The sequence below is a fragment of the Massilia agilis genome, assembly GCF_024756255.1.
Lineage (GTDB): Bacteria > Pseudomonadota > Gammaproteobacteria > Burkholderiales > Burkholderiaceae_D > Telluria > Telluria agilis.
The window spans coordinates 740,729-759,319 of the sequence record NZ_JANUHB010000001.1 but is presented as its reverse complement, the minus strand read 5'-3'; the positions used below and the strand labels follow the sequence as shown (position 1 = coordinate 759,319).

Here is an 18,591-nt window from a genome sequence, read left to right as displayed (position 1 = left end):
CAGGCATAGACAAAGACAATGAATCAGACACTTCCATACCTGAGCCTGTCGATCTGGCTTCCGATCTTGTTCGGCGTGCTGGTCCTGGCTGTTGGCCGCGACAACAACGCCGGCTTTACCCGCGTGCTGTCGCTGATCGGCGCGATCGTCAGCTTCTTGCCGACGATCCCGCTCATCACGAGCTTCAACAATTTCGCGCACGGTCCGCAGTTCGTCGAAAAGTTGGCCTGGATCGAGCGTTTCAACATCCAGTACTACCTGGGCATTGACGGCCTGTCGCTGTGGTTCGTGCCGCTGACGGCCTTCATCACCATCATCGTCGTGATCTCGGCGTGGGAAGTGATCCAGGAGCGCGTGGCGCAGTACATGGGTTCGTTCCTGCTGCTGTCGGGCCTGATGGTCGGCGTGTTCGAAGCGCTCGATGGCCTGCTGTTCTACTTCTTCTTCGAAGCGACCCTGATCCCGATGTTCATCATCATCGGCGTGTTCGGCGGCCCGAACCGTGTGTACGCGGCATTCAAGTTCTTCCTGTACACCTTCTTCGGCTCGCTGCTGACGCTGATCGCGATCATCTACCTGTACAACCGCGCTGGCGGCAGCTTTGACATCCTGGCATGGCACGCACTGCCGCTCACGATGAACGAGCAGATCCTGATCTTCCTGGCATTCTTCATGGCGTTTGCCGTGAAGGTGCCGATGTGGCCGGTGCACACCTGGCTGCCGGACGCCCACGTGGAAGCGCCGACGGGCGGCTCCGTGGTGCTGGCCGCGATCATGCTGAAACTGGGCGCGTACGGCTTCCTGCGTTTCTCGCTGCCGATCGCCCCGGACGCTTCGCACTACCTGGCCCCGTTCATCATCACCATCTCGCTGGTCGCCGTGATCTACATCGGCCTGGTGGCGCTGGTGCAGGCCGACATGAAGAAACTGGTGGCGTACTCGTCGATCGCGCACATGGGCTTTGTCACCCTGGGCTTCTTCATCTTCAATGACCTGGGCGTGCAGGGCGGTATCGTGCAGATGATCTCGCACGGCTTCGTCTCGGGCGCCATGTTCCTGTGCATCGGCGTGCTGTACGACCGCATGCACTCGCGCCAGATCGCCGACTACGGTGGGGTGGTGAACGTGATGCCGAAGTTCGCCGCGTTCTCGGTGTTCTTTGCGATGGCCAACTGCGGCCTGCCGGCCACCTCGGGCTTCGTCGGTGAATTCATGGTGATCCTGGCCTCGGTCAAGTACCAGTTCTGGATCGGCACGCTGGCTGCCACCGCCCTGATCCTGGGCGCGGCCTACTCGCTGTGGATGGTCAAGCGCGTCGTGTTCGGCGCACCGGGCAACAAGCATGTGCTGGAGCTGACCGACCTGAACAGCCGCGAATTCTTCATGTTCGTGGTGCTCGCACTGCTCACGCTGTACATGGGCCTGTACCCGGCGCCGTTCACCGACACGATGCAGACTTCGGTCTCCGACCTGCTCGCGCATGTCGCCCAGTCCAAGCTGCCTCACTAAATGGTATTGACTCAAATGACTAACAATCTGATCCCGGTTTACGCCGAAATCTTTATGCTGGTCGCGGCCTCCGCGATCCTGCTGATCGACATGTTCCTGTCGGAGTCGAAGCGGTCGATCACCTACGTGCTGACGCTGCTTGCGCTGGCCGGTGCGGCAGTCTTCTCGTTCGCCGACTTCAACAGCGGCGCGACGACCTACACGTTCAACAACATGTTCGTGTCGGACCCGATGGCGAACCTGCTCAAGCTGTTCACCTACCTGGCCACCGGCATCACCCTGGTCTATTCGCGCCAGTACGCGACCGACCGTGGCATGCTGTCGGGTAACCTGGGCGGCGAGTTCTACGTGCTGACCCTGTTCTCGACCCTGGGCCAGATGGTCATGATCTCGGGTAACAGCGTGCTGTCGCTGTACCTGGGCCTGGAACTGATGTCGCTGTCGCTGTACGCGATGGTGGCGATGCGCCGCGATCACGCCGTCTCGACCGAAGCGGCCATGAAGTACTTCGTGCTCGGCTCGCTGGCTTCGGGCTTCCTGCTGTATGGCATTTCGATGGTGTACGGCGCGACCGGCTCGCTGATGCTGACCGACATCACCCGCATCATCGCCACCCAGGGCGCCAACCACACCATCCTGGTGTTCGGCCTGGTGTTCATCGTGGCCGGCATGGCGTTCAAGCTGGGCGTGGTGCCGTTCCACATGTGGGTGCCGGACGTCTACCAGGGCGCACCGACCGCCGTGACGCTGCTGCTGGGCGGCGCGCCGAAGCTGGCCGCGTTCGCCATGGCGCTGCGCATCCTGGTCGAAGGCCTGCCGCAGATGGCGTTCGACTGGCAGCAGATGCTGATGGCGCTGGCCGTGCTGTCGCTGGCCGTGGGCAACCTGACCGCGATCGTGCAGACCAACATCAAGCGCCTGCTGGCCTACTCGACCATTGCGCAGATGGGCTTCGTGCTGCTGGGCCTCTTGGCCGGCGTGGTCGGCCGTGGCGCGGACGCGAATGCCGCCAACATGGCCCCGGCCTACAGCGCCGCGATGTATTACTCGATCACCTACGTGCTGACCACCGTCGGCACCTTCGGCCTGATCATGATGCTGGCCCGTTCGGGGTTCGAAGCCGAAGAACTGGCCGACTTCAAGGGCCTGTCCAAGCGCAGCCCGTGGTTTGCCGTGGTGATGACCGTGCTGATGTTCTCGCTGGCCGGCGTGCCGCCGATGATGGGCTTCATGGCCAAGTGGGCCGTGCTGCAGGCGGTGACCGCCACCGGCCAGATCTGGCTGGCCATCGTGGCCGTTCTGTTCTCGCTGATCGGCGCCTACTACTACCTGCGCGTGGTGAAGGTGATGTGGTTCGACGAGCCGGCCGACACGACCGCGATCGCGACCCCGTTCGACATGCGCGTGGTGCTGTCGCTTAACGGCGTGGCCGTGGTGCTGCTGGGCGTGATGCCGGGCGCACTGCTGGGCACCTGCCTGACCGCGATCAAAGCCACCCTGGCGTCGTAAGCGTTGGACGTTTCCCTCGCAAGCTGGTTGGTCATCGCCGTCGCCCTGGTGGCGGCCAACCTGCCTTTCTTCAACGAGCGCGTGTTCGGCTTCCTGCCATGGAAAGCCGGGCAGGGGCGCACGAAACCCTTCATCGTGCGCCTTCTCGAGTTGATTGTTTTATACTTCGTCGTCGGCTTGCTTGCGCGCGGCCTCGAATCCCGGATCGGCAATGTGTTCGTGCAGACCTGGGAGTTCTATGCGATCACCGCGTGCATGTTCGTCGTGCTGGCGTTTCCCGGGTTTGTACTGCGTTACCTGCGCAAACGCCGCGGCTGAATCCTACCCGATCGGTTGAGTCGTCGTCCCCGCGGAGGCGGGGACCCATGCTGAGTGTGCGACGATGCGGCGTTTCGCTCTGCTGCACATTGTCTGTGGGTCCCCGCCTTCGCGGGGACGACATGCAGAGGCTGCGGGTGAAGTCAGCTGAAGCGGTTGGCAAACGCAGACAACGACGAAATCCCGCATGGACCACCTCAAAGAAACCCGCCTCGACGGCGAAACCGCATTTGACGGCAAGTTCCTCAAGGTCGAGCGCGACCGCATCCGCCTGCCCGACGGCGCCATCACCCATCGCGAGTTCATCCGCCACCCCGGCGCGGTGGTGATCCTGCCGCTGCTGCCGGACGGGCGCATTTTGCTCGAGCGCCAGTTCCGCTACCCCAACGACCGCGTCTTCGTCGAATTCCCGGCCGGTAAGATCGACCCGGGCGAAGACCACCTGGCCTGCGCCAAGCGCGAGCTGGAAGAGGAAACCGGCTACACGGCCCAAGACTGGCAATTCGTGTGCACCATCCACAACGCCATCGCCTATTCGGACGAGCACCTGGAGCTGTTCCTCGCGCGTGACCTGACCGCCGGCCAGGCCAAACTCGACGAGGGTGAGTTCCTCGAAACCTTCACCGTCACCTTGCCCGAGATGCTCGACATGGTGCGCCGCGGCGAGATCACCGATGTGAAGACCATCATCGGCACCTTCTGGCTGGAGAAGATCCTCTCCGGCAGCTGGACGCCTGCCCAGGCCGGCTGAGGCGTTGCGCGCAGCGCGCATAGCAGTCCTTTCTTGCGCGCGGGATGCGCCACCTCAAACCGCATCCCGATCATTTGCCGAAAGTGGAATCAGGTGGTCGCGCGTACGGCCGCCTGCGCCGGGCCGCGCGCCCTGAGCAAAGATGGCCAAGGTGAGGTACAGTCTCTTATTGATTCGGCAAAACGCACCAGACCGCAAGCATGAACCAGCCAGCTCCCCGTTACTTCGCCCTCGTGCCTGCCGCCGGTGTCGGCGCGCGCATGGGTGCGGGTTCGCCCAAGCAGTACCTGCCCATCGGCGGCAAGCCGATGCTGCGCCACACGCTCGACGCTTTCCGCTCGAGCCCGCTCATCGCGCACACCTTCGTGGTGGTCAGCGTGGACGACCCGGTCATCGACACCGTGGTGCCGCCGGACGGGGTAACGGTGCTGCGCTGCGGCGGCGCCTCGCGCCTGGAATCGGTGCGCAACGGCATGTGGGCGCTGGAAAACCAGCTGCACGCCGGCGACTGGGTGCTGGTGCACGACGCCGCGCGCCCGGGACTGAATGCCGAGCTCATCGAAAAGCTGATCGGGGAAACCGGCGAGCATCCGGTCGGCGGCCTGCTGGCGCTGCCCGTGGTGGACACCGTCAAGCGCGCCATCAACGACGAGGTGGCCACGCTGTCGCGCGACGGACTGTGGCTGGCCCAGACCCCGCAGATGTTCCGTTTCCGCCTGCTGGCCGACGCGCTGGAAGCCGCGACCGACCCGAGCACCATTACCGATGATGCCAGTGCGGTTGAAGCCCTTGGCCTTGCCCCCAAACTGGTGGAAGGTCATCCCCGGAATTTGAAAGTGACGCTGCCATCGGACATCAAGATTGTCGAGATGTACCTGGCGGCGCCTTAACCCAAGACAGACACGAACCATGGCACTTGCATCCTACAATCCAACCCCGCCGTTTCGCATCGGCACCGGCTACGACTGCCACGCGCTGGTCGAGGGCCGCAAGCTGATCGTCGGCGGCGTGACCATTCCGCACCGGCTCGGCCTGATGGGCCACTCCGACGCCGACGTGCTGCTGCATGCGATCATCGATGCGCTGCTGGGCGCGGCCGCGCTGGGCGACATCGGCAAGCATTTCCCCGACACCGACCCGATGTTCGCCGGCGCCGATTCGCGCACCCTGCTGCGCGAGGTCGCCAGCCGCGTGCTCAATACCGGCTACACGATCGGCAACATCGACGCCACCATCATTGCCCAAGCGCCCAAGATGGCGCCGCACATCCCGCACATGGTCTCGCGCATTGCCGAGGACGTGGGCGTGTCGCCGCAGCAGGTCAACATCAAGGCCAAGACCAACGAAAAGTTGGGCTACCTGGGGCGCGAGGAGGGCATGGCGGCCGAGGCGGTGGCCATGCTGATCCGGTCGGCTTGATCTGAACCATTACCGCTACGTCGTTCCCGCGCAGGCGGGGACCCATGCTGACTATGCGCTGTCGTAGCGCCGCAAGGTGCCTTGGCAGCTTGCTCAGCATGGGTCCCCGCCTGCGCGGGGACGACGTGCGTGTGTTTGCAGGAAACCCTTGATGAGTGACCACAACGAGATGAGTCCCCGCGCCGCGTGGCTGCTGATCCTGTCGGCCAGCGCGATCCTGATGATCACCATGGCCGCGCGCCTGACCACCGGCCTGTTCCTCTCGCCGATCAACACCGCCACCGGCCTTGGCATCGGCGCGATCAGCTTTGCGATGGCCATTGGCCAGTTCATGTGGGGCGCCTCGCAGCCGGTGTTTGGCGCGGTGGCCGACAAGTACGGCTCGGCGCGCGTGATCGTGGTCGGCGCGGTGCTGCTGGCCGTGGGGCTGGCGGCCACGCCTTTCGTCAGCTCGCAATGGGGTCTGATGGTCACGCTCGGCATCCTGTCCGCCTCGGGCGCCGGCGCCGGCAGCTTTTCGATCCTGATCGGCGCCACCGCCCAGCGCCTGCCGGCTGCGCGCCGGCCGTTCGCGTCGGGCTTCATCAACGCCGGCGGCTCGTTCGGCCAGTTCGTGTTCTCGCCGCTGCTGCAGGCGATCATCAACGCGGCCGGCTGGGTACAAGCGATGCTGTTCATGGCCGTCTCCACGCTGCTCACCATTCCGCTGGCCTGGCCAATGCGCGGCAAACCGCCGCACAGCGCCACCACCGGTTCCGGCGGCATCACGCTCACCGAACAGTTGCGCCAGGCGCTGCGCGACCCCAGCTACCTGTGCCTGCACGCGGGCTTCTTCACCTGCGGCTTCCATATCGCCTTCCTCGTTACGCACCTGCCGGGCGAGGTGTCGCTGTGCGGGCTGCCGGCCGGTGTGGCCGGCACCACGCTTGGCCTGATTGGCCTGTTTAACATCGCCGGCAGCCTGGGCGCCGGTGCGCTGGCCGCGCGCTACCGCATGAAGTGGCTGCTGGTGGCCATGTACGGCAGCCGCGCGGTGATCATCGCGCTGTACCTGCTGGCGCCCAAGACGGCGCTCACCTTCTACCTGTTCGCCGCCGCGCTGGGCACCACCTGGCTTGCCACCGTGCCGCCCACCGCGGGCCTGGTCGCCAAGCTGTTCGGCATGCGCTACCTGTCCACGCTGTTCGGGCTGACGCTGCTGTCGCACCAGATCGGCGGCTTCTTTGGCGCCTGGCTGGGCGGGCTGTCGATCGTCCACTTCGGCGACTACCGCTGGATGTGGTACGCGGACATCGTACTGGCGCTCGGCGCGGCGCTGGTGAACCTGCCGATCCGCGAGGCGCCGGTAGCGAAGGCGCAAGCACTGCCGGCGGCAAAGGCCTGACATGGCGCGCGACACCTGGGCCTACCGCGAGGTGGCGGTGGAATCGGTGCATGACCCGGTGAGCGGCCGCCTCGAAATCCATCCCATGGCAGGGCAGGCGTTTGCGCCGACCCTGCGCGTGCACTGCGCCCGCAAGCTCACCGACCCCGCGCTGTACCCGCCCGGCACCTGCTTCCTGCTGTCGGCCAAGCTCACCGACCGGCTGGGCGGCGAGCCCTACCTGTACGCCTGGCACGGCGACCCGGTGGTGGTGCTGACGCGCGCGCAGGCCCGTAAATTCCTCGCCGAGTACCGCCGCATCCGTATCTGATCGCGCTTGCCATCCTGCTGTTGTTGAGTATATGATTCGTATATGTTTCGTATATTGGAGGGCAGCATGGGCATTGTGAACATTGACGACGATTTGCACGACCAGATACGCAAGGCGAGCGCGGTGTCGTGCCGCTCGATCAACGCGCAGGCGGCGTTCTGGATCAAGATCGGCATGCTGTGCGAAATGCACCCCACGCTCAGTTTCAACGAGATCGTAGCGCGCGAGCTGCGTGCCGCAGGCGTTGCGCCGCAAGCGTTACAGGTGGCTATGCAATGACCAAGCGACCGGAAGAAATCGCATTGATGGCCGAATCGGGCAAGCTGCTGGCCCAGGTATTTGCCTATCTGGACGGGCTCGACCTGGTCGGCATGACGACCATGCAGGTAAACGACCTGGTGGACGACTACATCGTCAACACGCTCCAGTCGCGGCCGGCAAGCAAGGGCCAGTATGGTTTTGAGTATGCGCTGAACTCGTCCCGCAACAGCGTGGTGTGCCACGGCGTGCCCTCGGCCACCGAGTTCCTGCAAAGCGGGGACATCGTGAATTTCGATATCACGCTGGAAAAGAATGGCTATATCGCCGATTCCAGCAAGACCTATCTCGTTGGCGAGGTGTCGGCCCAGGCCAAGCGGCTGGTGCAGGTGACTTACGAGGCCATGTGGAAGGGCATCAAGGCGGTTCGCCCCGGCGCCAGGCTGGGCGACGTCGGCTATGCGATCGAGCAGCACGCCCGCAAGAACGGCTACACGGTGGTCAGGGAATACTGCGGTCACGGCATTGGCCGCGAAATGCACGAGCCGCCCGAGGTGCTGCACTGGGGCAGGCCAAAGACCGGCGTGGTGCTGCGCGAAGGCATGGTGTTCACCATCGAGCCGATGATCAACCAGGGGCGGGCCGACGTTGAAACCCAGGACGATGGCTGGGCGGTCGTCACTTGCGACGGGCGGCTGTCCGCGCAGTTCGAGCACACCGTGGCCGTGACGAACAACGGCGTGCGGGTGCTGACCTTGCGCGCCGGCGAGAAGATGCCACACTGAGCTTGCGCTTGCGGCGCCGTGCACTGCATCGTATGCGGGCGCGGTGATGCAAAAATGGTTACCATTTGTACTTCCAAGGCTCAACCTACGGGAGGAAGCAAATGGCAACGAGAAAAATCGCCGTACTGGTCGGCAGCCTGCGCAAGGAGTCGTACACGCGCAAGGTGGCCAAGACCCTGATGCTGCTGGCGCCGCCGGCGCTGGAGATGGAGATCGTCGAGATCGGCCAGCTCCCGATGTACAACCAGGACCTCGACACTGCGCCGCCGGCCGCGTGGACCGAGTTCCGCAACCGCATCCGCGAGGCCGACGGCATCCTGTTCTGCACGCCCGAGTACAACCGCTCGATTCCCGGCGTGCTCAAGAACGCGGTAGACGTCGCGTCGCGGCCGTACGGGCAGTCGGCATGGAACGGCAAGCCGTGCGCCGTCGTGAGCGTGTCGCCGGGCGCGATCGGCGGCTTTGGCGCCAACCACCACCTGCGCCAGTGCCTGCCTTTCCTGAACATGCCTTGCATGCCCGCGCCGGAGGCCTACGTGGGCGGCATCGCCGGCAAGGTCGACGCCGAGCACGTGAGCGACGAGTCCACGCGCAAGTTCCTGCAGTCCTTCATTGACGCCTTCGCACCATGGGTGGAGCGCCATGCGGACTGAAACCAACGCCACCACCCACGCCATCGGCGTCCTTCACATCGACCACATCGTGCTGCGCGTGCGCGACCTGGACGCCATGGTCGGCTTTTACGGCAAGGTGCTCGGCTGCGCGGTCGAGCGGCGCCAGGACGAGATCGGCCTGGTGCAGCTGCGCGCCGGCAGCTCGTTGATTGACCTGGTGCCGGTGGACGGCAAGCTGGGCAAGGCGGGCGGCGCCGCGCCCGGGGCCGAGGGGCGCAACCTCGACCATTTCTGCTTGCGCGTCGAGCCTTTCGACGAGGCGGCGATCCGCGCTCACCTGGCGGCGTGCGGCGTGCAGGCCGGCCCTACCGAGAGCCGCTACGGCGCCGAGGGCGAGGGACCGTCGATCTACCTGCAGGACCCGGAGGGGAACACCATCGAGCTCAAGGGCCCGAGGGCATGAACGACCAGCCATCGCCAAGCTACGTACCCCAGGCGCCGGCCTCGTACGGGCGCCCGCGCGGCGAGCTGCGCGGGCGGCTCTACGACATCATCTTCGAGTCGGACACCCCGGCCGGCCGCCGCTTCGACATCGTGCTCGTGTGCGCGATCCTGCTCAGCATCCTGGTGGTGGTGCTCGACAGCGTGCCCGAACTGGACAAAGACTACGACGGCGTGCTGTTCGCGGCCGAGTGCATGTTCACGGCCCTGTTCACCGCCGAGTACCTTGCCCGGATCTGGTGCGTGCGCCGGCCGTGGCGCTACGCGACCGGCTTCTACGGCATCGTCGACCTGCTGTCGGTGCTGCCCACGTATTTTTCGCTGCTGGTGCCGGGCAGCGCGCTGCTGCTGGACATTCGCATCCTGCGCCTGCTGCGCGTCTTCCGGATCTTCAAGCTCACGCTGTACGTGCAGGAATACACCCGGCTGGGCGAGGCCCTGCTGGCAAGCCGCCGCAAGATCATGGTGTTCCTGTCCGCCGTGGTGATGGCAGTGCTGGTGCTGGGTACCGTGATGTACGTGGTCGAGGGGCCCAAGAACGGCTACACCAGCATCCCGGTCTCGATGTACTGGGCCATCGTGACCATGACCACCGTTGGCTACGGCGACATCACGCCGCACACCAGCCTGGGCAAGCTGATCGCCTCGTTCATGATGCTGCTGGGATGGGGCATCCTGGCCGTGCCCACGGGAATCGTGACGGCGGAGATGACCCGCCAGGAATGGGGTCGGGGCGCGGCGAGGGGGCCCGCGACGCCGGCCTGCGCCGCCTGCGGGTCGCACGGGCATGCGCGCGAAGCCCGCTTCTGCAAGGACTGCGGGGCAGCGCTGCCGTCCCGCAGTCCCGCCGGCACTTAGAACTTCATGCTGGCACGCGCATAGTAGTAGCCGCCGTTGATCCCGAACGGCGAGAACGACGGGTAGAGCGTGACTGCGCCGTTATCCAGGTTGGCGCGGCGCTCGGCCAGCAGCGTCGCGTTGACCTGGTTCGGGTAGGTGTTGAACAAGTTGTTCGCACCGACCGCGAAGGTCCAGGTCTTGGACGGGCTGTACGCCAGTTCCAGGTCCGTGATCCAGGTCGGCTTGACCTCGTTCTTGTACCACACGGCGCCGTCGGACGAATCGAGCGACTCGGACCTTCCGTAGAACGCCTCGCGCAGGTTCATCGTCCACTTCCCAAGCTTCCACAAGGCGCCCAGGTTCAGGCGCATGCGCGGCGACGCGGTCTCGATGTCGGCGATGGCCGACGGGTCGAGCAGCGTCTGCGGCTGCAGCTGGGCCGGCGCCTGGTTGATCTTGGTGACCTCCACCTTGTTGTAGTTGGCGGCGGCCGACCAGTCCACCTTGCCCCACTCGCCGTAGCTGCTGTTCAGCGTGGCGACGAACTCCAGGCCCCGGCTGCGGGTGTTGACCGCGTTCGAGAAGATGTTGATCCCGGTCTGCACCACGGTCGGGTCGAGCACGTTGCCGTTGGCGATGATGGCCTTGATGACCGCCGGCGAGTTGATCGCGCCGCCCGAGCCGTACAGCGCGCCGCTGCCGACGATGCGGTCGCGGATGCTGATCTGGTAGGCGTCCAGCGTGATCGCCAGGTTCGCGGTCGGGTGCAGCACGATGCCGGCGCTGATGTTGGTCGATGCCTCGGGCTTCAGGCCATTCACGCCCACCAGCTTGGCGCCGGCGGAGTTCGGCGGCAGCTGGACGAAGGCGCTGCGCGGCGACACGTTGGTGGCCGAGTAGTATTCCTCGGCCAGCGTCGGCGCGCGAAAGCCATTGCTGTAGGTGGCGCGCACGCCGACCGCCGGCGAGAAATCGTAGCGCGTGGTCAGCTTGCCCACCTTGGCGTTGCCGAAGTCGCTGAAGTGCTCGTAGCGCGCGGCCAGGTCCACCGTCAGGTCGGTGACCGGCTTGCCCGAGATGTCCACGTAGCCGGCCTTGCCGGTGCGGCTGTGGGAACCGGCGTCGGTCAGCGAAAAGCCCGGGAACGACTGCGAGCCTTCCTTGTAGCGCGATGCGGCGTCGCCGGCCACGATCTCGTAGGTGTCGCGGCGCTGCTCCAGGCCTGCGGCCACGTTCAGGGGCGAGGCCATGCCAACGTCGAATTCACGCGACAGGTCCAGGTTGTTGGTCAGCTGGCTTGCGTGGAATTCGCCGGCCCTGAACTCGGTGGGCGTGAAGCCGGTATCGTTGAACAGCGAGACGTTGGCCGAACTGGCCACGCCGATCTTGCTCACGTCCTTGCCGTAGGTGCTCGACAGGTCGAAGCTCCAGCCCAGCGCCTTGAACTTGGCGCCGACCGTGAGCGCATAGTCCTGCTCGTTGAAGGTCTCCAGCGGCGAGAAGCCGTTCGGATAGACCTTGGGGATACGGCTGGGCATGCGGTAGTTCTCGAACGCGCGCGCCTTCTTTTCGCCATAGGTGGCAAAGCTGTACACGCTGGCGTCGTTGCTGATATCGGCCCCGAAGTTGGCGGCGAACACGTGCTGGCGGTACTGGGCGTCGCCCGAGATCCGGTTCAGGTTCGGGTACAGGCTATTGTTCTTCAGCTGCGGCTGCGCGGCCAGCGTGGCCGGGTCGGTCACGCGCGGGTCGATCCCGCCGCGGTTGGAAAAGCCGTGGAACTTCGATTCCGCGGTCAGGCTCAGGAAGGCGCCTTCGAACGGGGTCAGGCCCATGTTGGCCGAAGCATCGCCGGTGTGGCCGCCTTCGTCCATGTAGCCGCCGCCGTTCATGCTGGCGGTGCCGCCCTGGTAGTTCGACTTGAGGATGATGTTGACCACGCCCGCAATGGCGTCGGTGCCGTACTGCGCGGCGGCGCCGTCCTGCAGCACCTCGACGTGGTCGATCGCGGCGATCGGGATGTAGTTCAGGTCGGCCGCGGCGCCGCCCTGGTACGGGCCACCCAGCACCGACAGGTTCGAGGTGCCGTGGCGGCGCTTGCCGTTGATGAGCACCAGCGTGTTGTTCGGCGACAGGCCGCGCAGGCGCGCGGACAGCGTCATGGCGGCCATGTCGCTGCCGAACGCCTGGGCGTTCAGCGAGGGCAGGTTCTGCGACAGCGCCTGCATCAGGTCGGGCTGGCCGGCGCGCGACAGCGAGGTGGAGTCGAGCACCTGCACCGGCGAGGCGCTGTTCTCGACTTTCAGGCCGGTGGCGCGGGTGCCGGTCACGATCACGACACCCGCATTGGCCACCTGCGCGGCGGGGTCAGGTGTGTCGGCCGGCTTTTCTTCCGCGGCGTGGGCCAGGCCCAGGCCCGAGTGAAGGACGATGGCGGCGACGCCGCCCTTGAGGATTGCCTTTTGCATGGATTTCCCTTTTTTGGTCGAACAGTTTGTGTACAACTTCTGGAATCAGGGAGCGGCGGTGCTTACTTCTTCGCGGCCACCACCTCGATCTCGACGAGCCAGCCCGGGTTGGAAAGCGCGGCCACCTGGACCACGGCGCGTGCCGGCAGGTTGGGCTGGGCGCCGCCGAAGAACTGCGTGTAGGCCTGCATGAAGCCGGCCACGTCGGCCTTGCCGCCCTTGGCCGGATCGCCGACCAGGAACACCTGCATCTTCACCACGTCGCCCATCGACAGGCCCATGCCCTTGAGGACCTCGGCGATCTTCTTGAGCACACCCTCGGTCTGGGTCTTGGTGTCGCCGAACGCGGCGAGCGAGTTCGGGTCGGCCGACTTGTCCACCAGCGGCGGCACCTGGCCGCTGACGAAGCTGATGGCGGTACCGGCGGGCAGCGTGACTGCCTGCGCGATCGGGAAATCGGAGCCGGGGATCTTGTGGCGGACGATCGCCGGCCCGGCCGCGCTGGCGGCCAGCGGCATCAGGCAGAGCAGGGCGGCGATCAGTTTGTTTTTGTTCATGCGGTTTTCCTCCTGGGTTTTGAAAAACGGGTCAGTGCTTGTTGCCGAAGCGGCTGTGGCTGGCCGGCGGCACTTGCAGGTCGGTGCGCAGTGCGCTCACTTCGTCCTGCGTCAGCGGCGCGGCGCTGTTGCCCCAGCTGCTGCGCACGTAGCTGAGCACCTGCGCGATCTCGGCGTCATCGAGGCTGCCGCTGAAGTTGGGCATGCCGCCACGTCCCTTGAGCAGCACGCTGGCCGGGTCGCGCGCCGGCCCCTGCACGAAGCTATTGCCGGCCAGCGCGGGGAAGGCGCCGGGAATGCCTTTGCCGGTCGGCTGGTGGCAGGCCGCGCAGTTCTTGACGAACAGCGCCTTGCCGTCGAGCGTGTCGGCCCGCACGTTCGTGTGCCAGGCCACGGCGGCGGCCATCAGCGCCGACCCGATCGCGAGTTCGTGGAATTTCATGCCATGGCCCTCCGGTGGATTTGCTCGATCTGCTGCCACGCCGATTCGATGGCGCCGGCCTGCCAGCCGGTCAGGTAGCTCAGGTGCTCGCCGGCCAGCATCACCCGGCCTTCGCCTTCGAGCAGGGTGGGGTAGGCGTCCTTGCGCCCGTCGTCGGTCCATTCGGCCCAGCCGCCCAGGTTGTACTGGACGCGATGCCAGGCCACGGAGAAGGCGTTGTCGAACGAAGCGCGGTAGGCGCCGGGGAAGATCTTTTCGCCGGCGTCGAGCGCGAACTGGGCGCGCTGGTCGGGCGACAGGGCGCTGACCTCGATCGCATCGAGCGCGTAGTGGTAGTAGCCCAGCACCACGCCCTTCTTCGATTGCCAGGCCGTCGACGGCAGCGAGATCGTGTTGATCGCCTTCAGGTCGGTCAGCACGTGGCCGCCGTAGATGCGTTCGTCCTCTTCCCAGAAGCGGCGGTTCATCTGCAGGCCGATCTTGCCGACCGGGGCATAGGCCACGCCGCGGATCGCGGCCTTGAATTTGTCGGTGAAGTCGGTGTCGATCATGCGCAGCACCGACAGCGGGATCGTGCACAGGCAGTAGTCGGCCGCGATGGTGCTGACCTTGCCGCCGGCGTCCTTGTAGGTGACCAGCACCTGCTCGGCGTTCTGGCGGATCGACTGCACTTCGGCGCCGTAGCGGATGTGGCGGCGCACGCGCTTCTCGAACGCCTTGGCGATCTGGTCCATGCCGCCGACCGGCTGGAACATCGTGCCGTGCATCGGGAAGTCCTGCACCGCGCTGTACACCTTGCCCACCTTGGCGGCGAGCAGGTCGCGAAAGCCGAGCGGGTCACTCGGCGTGCCCGCGACCAGGCCGGCGCCGGGGTTGACGGCGTAACCGCGGCCGCTGCGGCCCTTGTACTGCAGCTCGGCGCCTTCGAGCGCGCCCTCGTGCTTGAGGTAGTCGAGCAGCAGCATCTGGTCGTCCTTCGTCATCTGCTGGTCGAGCAGGCCGCCCTTGACCGACTTGGCGAGCAGCTCGGACACGTGACCGCGCATGTCGGCCTTGAGCTGTTCGCCGCGCAGGCGCTGCTTCGACAGCGGGCCGGCGTCTTCCATGTACACGAACGCGTGGTCGTTCTCGTTGACCATGACTTCGAGCGGCACGTCGAACTGGCGCGTGTAGTACAGCGTCGACTGGTGGTCGAGCGGGATGCGCCACGGGCCGTGGTTGATGTACTGGCCCTGGTCGAACTTGCAGTGCTGGGTTTCGCCGCCCAGTTCCTGCAGCGCGAAACCCTTGCGCGCAGTCTGGCAGCGGCCGCCGGCGAAGTGGCGCGCCTCGAGGACCTGGCAGTCGTAGCCGAGCTTGGAGAGCTCGTACGCGGCCGTCATGCCGGCCAGGCCGGCGCCGAGGATCACGATCTTCTTGCCTTTGCCGCTGCCGCTCAGTTGCGGCGGCGCGGCGGCCTGCGAGGCGATCCCCATTCCCCATGCGTTCATCGTGTTGAGCAGCAGCGCTGATCCGCCGACCATGGCGGCACGATATAAAAATTCACGTCTTGTGACTGACCGGGCCTTGCTATCCATCCGCACCTCGATAAGTGATTGCTGAAAACGAAACTGGTGAAACACAAGAGCAAATAGCAATAGCTGTGCCAAGGACGATGAGGTCGGGAGAATTTTTTTCTTTGAAAAATAATGTTGTGCCCGCAGTGCGCCGTGCGGCGGACGGGCCGGGACGCGCGGGCGGAAAATAAAGTTTTCGCGTGGCGACTGCGGGTTGCGGACCCTGGATGGCGCTCGCGCCCACGCGCCGGGCCACGCGTTGCGTCACACGCGTTGGCGCGCAAGGTGCACGATGCAGCGGCTGACTGCCTGACGTATGCATAAACTGTATTTTTCAAGCGCCAGACTTTATTTGCGGGAGCGACCGTTCACGCGAGGCCAGGCGTGTGCGGCGACGGCACGCAAGCCCGGTGCGCGCCGCACCAGCGCGCACCGGGTTCTTGCACTACGGTTGGGAGAAGAGGTGCGTCAACGCAGCGCGCAGGCGGCGTCGCGCTCGATCCAGTACTTGAACTGGCCGAAGGTGGGGATGGAGGAGTCGTCGCGCTCGCGGAAGAAGTCTTCGAGCATTTGGCGGTAGGCGCCGCGCCGCGAGAACTCGGCATGCGTGGCAGCGTAGCGCGCCACGGCGGTGCGGAAAGTGGCGCGGATCTGTGCGTCCGCATTCAGCCCCGGTTGCGAGGCATCCTTGCGCGGGCGCCCGCGCTTGACGTGCGCGTTGGGCACGCGGATCTTGCCCGGCGCGCCGGAATTGGCGTAGTCCGGAAGCAGGGCGGCCAGCGTCTGCCCGCGCTCCCAATAACGCCGCAGGTAGCGCAGGATCGTGGCACGCGACACACCCGTTTCGGCCACACGGTGCGCGATCATTTCAGCCCGGCGGCGCGAGAGGAAGATCGCGGGCGCGCTTGCCACCAGCGGGGCGATCACCTCCCATGCCCTGGCCTGCAGTTCGCGGTGTTTCTCGGGCACCACCGCCGCGGGGCAGGCTGGTGCACCCGGATCGACCAGCAGCAGCGACAGGCGCCGTGATCGCACGTCCGCTTCCAGCATCGCCACCCGCGCCGGTTGCGGCAGCGCGCACGGCGTATCCAATTGATAGGTGAATGCGACCTCCTGTTTTGCATCGATCCACAGGATCCGCATCGTTTTCCCGTCCGGCCCGCAGGCGCGGAGCACATCGTTCGCAAGCAACATTCGAAACACTGGCAACAGTTAAGGCACAGTGCTTTATGCAAATATCGCGCCAGCAAGCGGGCTGCACCTTTATGGCAGATCAAGAGCCGCCTGGCCGTATCCCCTAGCCTTGCACCTTGTGCTGGCATGAACCATTCGCGCACCGGGATAGGGCAAACGCAGCATCCCGTTCGTGCGCGGGCAGCCTCGCGCCGCCGTGCCGGTTCCTTCCACTACCATTCACCTGGAGGCGACCCATGTATCCATTTCCGCAAGCCGTCAGTCCCGCCATCAAGAGCCACCTCGACGCCCAGGCCACGTACCTGAACGACGTGGCCAGGTCCATGTTCCATTCGTTCCAGCAGGTGTGCGACCTGAACATCCAGCTGATGCAGGCCATGCTCGAAGAGTCCGCGCAGGCCGGCAAGCAGCTGCTGGCGGCGGATGGGCAGACAGAGGTGCTGGGCGCCGCGGCGGCGCGCGCGCAGCCGGCCACCGACAAGCTGCGGGCCTGGCAGCAGCACCTGTCGCGCCTGGCGGCCGACACCCAGGTCGAGCTGGCGCGGGTCACCGAGCAGCACGCGCAAAACACTGCGCGCACGGCCCGCGCGCTGGCCGACGAGGTGGCGCGCACAACAAGCGAACAGGCCGAGCGTGGCATGCGCACCCAGCAGGAAACCATGCGCCGCGTGGCCGACCCGTTCGCCCACGCGGCTGAAGCGAGTGCGGCCCAGGCCGCGCACATTTGGACCGGCGGGCCGCAGCCGATGCAAAGCGCGGCGCAGCAGGGCGGTGCGCAACCGGCCAGCGCCCAGCACGGTTGAAGGCCGCGATACTCACGCCGCGCGCGCGGCGGCCAGGCGGGTGCTGGCGCCGTCCGCTTGCGGGCGCAGCGACGCCAGGCCGAACAGGGGGCGCAGCAGTGCGCTGCGCCGCACCGCCTCGAATATGCCGAAGCTCGCGGTGAGCGTGGCCACGACCAGCAGCATGGCCTCCAGCCCCGGCGCAAGGCGCAGCGGCTTGAGCGCGTGCGCCATCACCACGATCAGGGTCTGGTGTGCGATATACACCGGGAACACGGCCTCGGTCAGGTAACGACGCGCCACTCCGTCGCGCTGCAGGTGGCGCTGGGCAAAGCCGCAAGCCGCCGCAATGGCGCACCAGGCAAACAAGGCGTACACGGTGCGCATCAGCACCCGCAGCGCTTCCACCTGGCCTGCCGGTACCGCGTCGTCAGGCACGGCCCAAAAGATGACGGCAGCGACCCAGCACGCGGCGGAGATCCCGAGCGACACCCAGCGCACATCGCCCAGCCGCGGCCAGACCTGCGGCGCGCGGGCCAGCAGGGCGCCCAGCACGAACAGCGAGAAATAGGTAGCGTGGCTGTACCAGTCGCCGATCACGGCGTGGTTTTGCGGAAAGCGCCCGGCGAGCAGCACGCGCAGGATCGCCAGCACCAGCGCGGGCAGCACGATGATCTTCCATCCACTGAGCGAGCGCGCCACGCGGCCAGCCAGGGCGTCGAAGCGCTCGCCCAGGATGGACACCAGCGCTGCCAGGCCCAGCGTGTAGAGCCACAGGTAGGCCACGAACCAAAGGTGGTTCCAGGTTGGCATGATCAGGCAGTCGGAGCCGCGGCAAAAGCCGCCGTAGCCGGTCAGGTACAGGTGCATGAAGTCGAGGTAGCTGCCGCCGTAGCTGACCTTTTCGACCACTTCGAGGTAGGCCTGCGGCGGGACCACCACCAGCATCCCGAACAGCAGCGGCACCAGCAGGCGCGTGCTGCGCTGGCGCAGGAAGGACGTGACCTTGCTCCTGGCGAGCATGAAGCTGGACGCCACGCCCGAGACCAGGAACAGCAGGTCCAGTCGCCACGGGGACGACAGCAGCATGAAAGGTTCGGGACCGTGGCTGGCGGCAGGGCTCTTCACGTGCCAGTCCCAGCTCACGTAGTACATCCCCACGTGGAACAAGATCAGGATGAAGAACGCAATGATGCGCAGCCAGTCGAGGAAGAACAGGCGCGTTGGCGCCGCGGTGTCTGTCGTGTGCATTTGAATGGATCCGTTGGTTGGTGACGGATGCCAGAATAGGATGCGGCGCCGCCTGCGCGCGAGCGCGATGGGGCGAACCGGGAGTGTGATGGGGCGAACCGGACTACCGAGCCAGGCGTGCGTTGAACGCGTGGGCGGGAGAC

Annotated in this window: 20 protein-coding genes; 14 read left to right on the top strand and 6 right to left on the bottom strand. The window is 65.9% G+C overall.

Annotated elements, in window-relative coordinates; translation table 11 throughout:
* Positions 1-18: 18 nt before the first annotated feature.
* From NX774_RS03420 to NX774_RS03360, 13 genes are all read left to right on the top strand, one after another.
* A complete protein-coding gene (locus NX774_RS03420; RefSeq protein WP_258820735.1) occupies positions 19-1,509 on the top strand; it encodes an NADH-quinone oxidoreductase subunit M in 1,491 nt (496 codons plus the stop codon).
* A gap of 15 nt (positions 1,510-1,524) precedes the next feature.
* The gene (gene nuoN, locus NX774_RS03415) at positions 1,525-3,018 is read left to right on the top strand and encodes an NADH-quinone oxidoreductase subunit NuoN (RefSeq protein ID WP_258820733.1); all 1,494 of its coding nucleotides are present in this window, start codon (positions 1,525-1,527) and stop codon (positions 3,016-3,018) included.
* A 3-nt stretch (positions 3,019-3,021) separates the two neighbouring features.
* On the top strand, positions 3,022-3,336 hold the full coding sequence (locus tag NX774_RS03410) for a DUF2818 family protein (protein ID WP_258820732.1): 315 nt from the start codon (positions 3,022-3,024) through the stop codon (positions 3,334-3,336).
* Between the two features lie 187 nt (positions 3,337-3,523).
* Positions 3,524-4,087 carry an NUDIX domain-containing protein gene (locus NX774_RS03405; protein WP_258820731.1) on the top strand — a complete coding sequence of 188 codons (564 nt, stop codon included), beginning with the start codon at positions 3,524-3,526 and terminating at the stop codon, positions 4,085-4,087.
* A gap of 200 nt (positions 4,088-4,287) precedes the next feature.
* A complete protein-coding gene (ispD, locus tag NX774_RS03400; RefSeq protein WP_258820730.1) occupies positions 4,288-4,977 on the top strand; it encodes a 2-C-methyl-D-erythritol 4-phosphate cytidylyltransferase in 690 nt (229 codons plus the stop codon).
* A 19-nt stretch (positions 4,978-4,996) separates the two neighbouring features.
* Positions 4,997-5,506: a 2-C-methyl-D-erythritol 2,4-cyclodiphosphate synthase gene (gene ispF, locus NX774_RS03395; protein WP_258820729.1), complete on the top strand. Its 510-nt coding sequence runs from the start codon at positions 4,997-4,999 to the stop codon at positions 5,504-5,506.
* 151 nt (positions 5,507-5,657) lie between these two features.
* Positions 5,658-6,890, top strand: a complete 1,233-nt coding sequence (locus NX774_RS03390; protein ID WP_258820728.1) for an MFS transporter — start codon at positions 5,658-5,660, stop codon at positions 6,888-6,890.
* Position 6,891: 1 nt separating this feature from the next.
* Positions 6,892-7,200 (top strand): hypothetical protein, encoded by a 309-nt coding sequence (locus tag NX774_RS03385; protein ID WP_258820727.1) that lies wholly within the window; start codon positions 6,892-6,894, stop codon positions 7,198-7,200.
* Positions 7,201-7,266: 66 nt separating this feature from the next.
* The gene (locus tag NX774_RS03380) at positions 7,267-7,479 is read left to right on the top strand and encodes a ParD-like family protein (RefSeq protein WP_258820726.1); all 213 of its coding nucleotides are present in this window, start codon (positions 7,267-7,269) and stop codon (positions 7,477-7,479) included.
* A complete protein-coding gene (gene map / locus NX774_RS03375) occupies positions 7,476-8,243 on the top strand; it encodes a type I methionyl aminopeptidase (protein WP_258820725.1) in 768 nt (255 codons plus the stop codon). The genes NX774_RS03380 and map overlap by 4 nt, the downstream gene beginning before the upstream one ends.
* Before the next feature lie 101 nt (positions 8,244-8,344).
* Positions 8,345-8,896, top strand: coding sequence for an NADPH-dependent FMN reductase (locus tag NX774_RS03370; protein ID WP_258820724.1), 552 nt, complete (start codon positions 8,345-8,347; stop codon positions 8,894-8,896).
* On the top strand, positions 8,886-9,320 hold the full coding sequence (locus NX774_RS03365) for a VOC family protein (RefSeq protein WP_258820723.1): 435 nt from the start codon (positions 8,886-8,888) through the stop codon (positions 9,318-9,320). The genes NX774_RS03370 and NX774_RS03365 overlap by 11 nt, the downstream gene beginning before the upstream one ends.
* Positions 9,317-10,216 carry an ion transporter gene (locus NX774_RS03360; RefSeq protein WP_258820722.1) on the top strand — a complete coding sequence of 300 codons (900 nt, stop codon included), beginning with the start codon at positions 9,317-9,319 and terminating at the stop codon, positions 10,214-10,216. Before NX774_RS03365 ends, NX774_RS03360 begins: the two co-directional genes overlap by 4 nt.
* Here the strand turns inward: NX774_RS03360 and NX774_RS03355 are convergent.
* The 5 genes from NX774_RS03355 to NX774_RS03335 all read right to left on the bottom strand — a co-directional run bounded on the left by NX774_RS03355 (position 10,213) and on the right by NX774_RS03335 (position 16,364).
* Positions 10,213-12,666 (bottom strand): TonB-dependent receptor plug domain-containing protein, encoded by a 2,454-nt coding sequence (locus NX774_RS03355; protein WP_258820721.1) that lies wholly within the window; start codon positions 12,664-12,666, stop codon positions 10,213-10,215. The genes NX774_RS03360 and NX774_RS03355 overlap by 4 nt on opposite strands.
* Positions 12,667-12,728: 62 nt before the next feature.
* On the bottom strand, positions 12,729-13,223 hold the full coding sequence (locus NX774_RS03350) for a RidA family protein (protein WP_258820720.1): 495 nt from the start codon (positions 13,221-13,223) through the stop codon (positions 12,729-12,731).
* 31 nt (positions 13,224-13,254) lie between these two features.
* Positions 13,255-13,665 carry a c-type cytochrome gene (locus NX774_RS03345; protein ID WP_258820719.1) on the bottom strand — a complete coding sequence of 137 codons (411 nt, stop codon included), beginning with the start codon at positions 13,663-13,665 and terminating at the stop codon, positions 13,255-13,257.
* The gene (locus tag NX774_RS03340) at positions 13,662-15,188 is read right to left on the bottom strand and encodes a flavin monoamine oxidase family protein (protein WP_258820718.1); all 1,527 of its coding nucleotides are present in this window, start codon (positions 15,186-15,188) and stop codon (positions 13,662-13,664) included. The genes NX774_RS03345 and NX774_RS03340 overlap by 4 nt, the downstream gene beginning before the upstream one ends.
* Before the next feature lie 501 nt (positions 15,189-15,689).
* A complete protein-coding gene (locus NX774_RS03335) occupies positions 15,690-16,364 on the bottom strand; it encodes a hypothetical protein (protein ID WP_258820717.1) in 675 nt (224 codons plus the stop codon).
* A gap of 287 nt (positions 16,365-16,651) precedes the next feature.
* Here NX774_RS03335 and NX774_RS03330 point away from each other — a divergent pair, with 287 nt between their 5' ends.
* Positions 16,652-17,218: a phasin family protein gene (locus NX774_RS03330; protein WP_258820716.1), complete on the top strand. Its 567-nt coding sequence runs from the start codon at positions 16,652-16,654 to the stop codon at positions 17,216-17,218.
* Positions 17,219-17,230: 12 nt separating this feature from the next.
* Here NX774_RS03330 and NX774_RS03325 read toward each other — a convergent pair whose 3' ends face one another.
* Positions 17,231-18,448: an acyltransferase family protein gene (locus NX774_RS03325; protein ID WP_258820715.1), complete on the bottom strand. Its 1,218-nt coding sequence runs from the start codon at positions 18,446-18,448 to the stop codon at positions 17,231-17,233.
* Positions 18,449-18,591: the final 143 nt, after the last annotated feature.

What these genes read in the sequence shown, in the direction of transcription:
- NX774_RS03360 (WP_258820722.1), top strand. Translation starts at nt 9,317, where the DNA reads ATGAACGACCAGCCATCGCCAAGCTACGTACCCCAGGCGCCGGCCTCG.
- ispF (WP_258820729.1), top strand. Translation starts at nt 4,997, where the DNA reads ATGGCACTTGCATCCTACAATCCAACCCCGCCGTTTCGCATCGGCACC.
- NX774_RS03335 (WP_258820717.1), bottom strand. Translation starts at nt 16,364, where the DNA reads ATGCGGATCCTGTGGATCGATGCAAAACAGGAGGTCGCATTCACCTAT.
- NX774_RS03325 (WP_258820715.1), bottom strand. Translation starts at nt 18,448, where the DNA reads ATGCACACGACAGACACCGCGGCGCCAACGCGCCTGTTCTTCCTCGAC.
- NX774_RS03385 (WP_258820727.1), top strand. Translation starts at nt 6,892, where the DNA reads ATGGCGCGCGACACCTGGGCCTACCGCGAGGTGGCGGTGGAATCGGTG.
- NX774_RS03340 (WP_258820718.1), bottom strand. Translation starts at nt 15,188, where the DNA reads ATGGTCGGCGGATCAGCGCTGCTGCTCAACACGATGAACGCATGGGGA.
- NX774_RS03420 (WP_258820735.1), top strand. Translation starts at nt 19, where the DNA reads ATGAATCAGACACTTCCATACCTGAGCCTGTCGATCTGGCTTCCGATC.
- NX774_RS03330 (WP_258820716.1), top strand. Translation starts at nt 16,652, where the DNA reads ATGTATCCATTTCCGCAAGCCGTCAGTCCCGCCATCAAGAGCCACCTC.
- ispD (WP_258820730.1), top strand. Translation starts at nt 4,288, where the DNA reads ATGAACCAGCCAGCTCCCCGTTACTTCGCCCTCGTGCCTGCCGCCGGT.
- NX774_RS03350 (WP_258820720.1), bottom strand. Translation starts at nt 13,223, where the DNA reads ATGAACAAAAACAAACTGATCGCCGCCCTGCTCTGCCTGATGCCGCTG.
- NX774_RS03390 (WP_258820728.1), top strand. Translation starts at nt 5,658, where the DNA reads ATGAGTGACCACAACGAGATGAGTCCCCGCGCCGCGTGGCTGCTGATC.
- NX774_RS03380 (WP_258820726.1), top strand. Translation starts at nt 7,267, where the DNA reads ATGGGCATTGTGAACATTGACGACGATTTGCACGACCAGATACGCAAG.
- NX774_RS03365 (WP_258820723.1), top strand. Translation starts at nt 8,886, where the DNA reads ATGCGGACTGAAACCAACGCCACCACCCACGCCATCGGCGTCCTTCAC.
- nuoN (WP_258820733.1), top strand. Translation starts at nt 1,525, where the DNA reads ATGACTAACAATCTGATCCCGGTTTACGCCGAAATCTTTATGCTGGTC.
- NX774_RS03405 (WP_258820731.1), top strand. Translation starts at nt 3,524, where the DNA reads ATGGACCACCTCAAAGAAACCCGCCTCGACGGCGAAACCGCATTTGAC.
- NX774_RS03345 (WP_258820719.1), bottom strand. Translation starts at nt 13,665, where the DNA reads ATGAAATTCCACGAACTCGCGATCGGGTCGGCGCTGATGGCCGCCGCC.
- NX774_RS03370 (WP_258820724.1), top strand. Translation starts at nt 8,345, where the DNA reads ATGGCAACGAGAAAAATCGCCGTACTGGTCGGCAGCCTGCGCAAGGAG.
- map (WP_258820725.1), top strand. Translation starts at nt 7,476, where the DNA reads ATGACCAAGCGACCGGAAGAAATCGCATTGATGGCCGAATCGGGCAAG.
- NX774_RS03355 (WP_258820721.1), bottom strand. Translation starts at nt 12,666, where the DNA reads ATGCAAAAGGCAATCCTCAAGGGCGGCGTCGCCGCCATCGTCCTTCAC.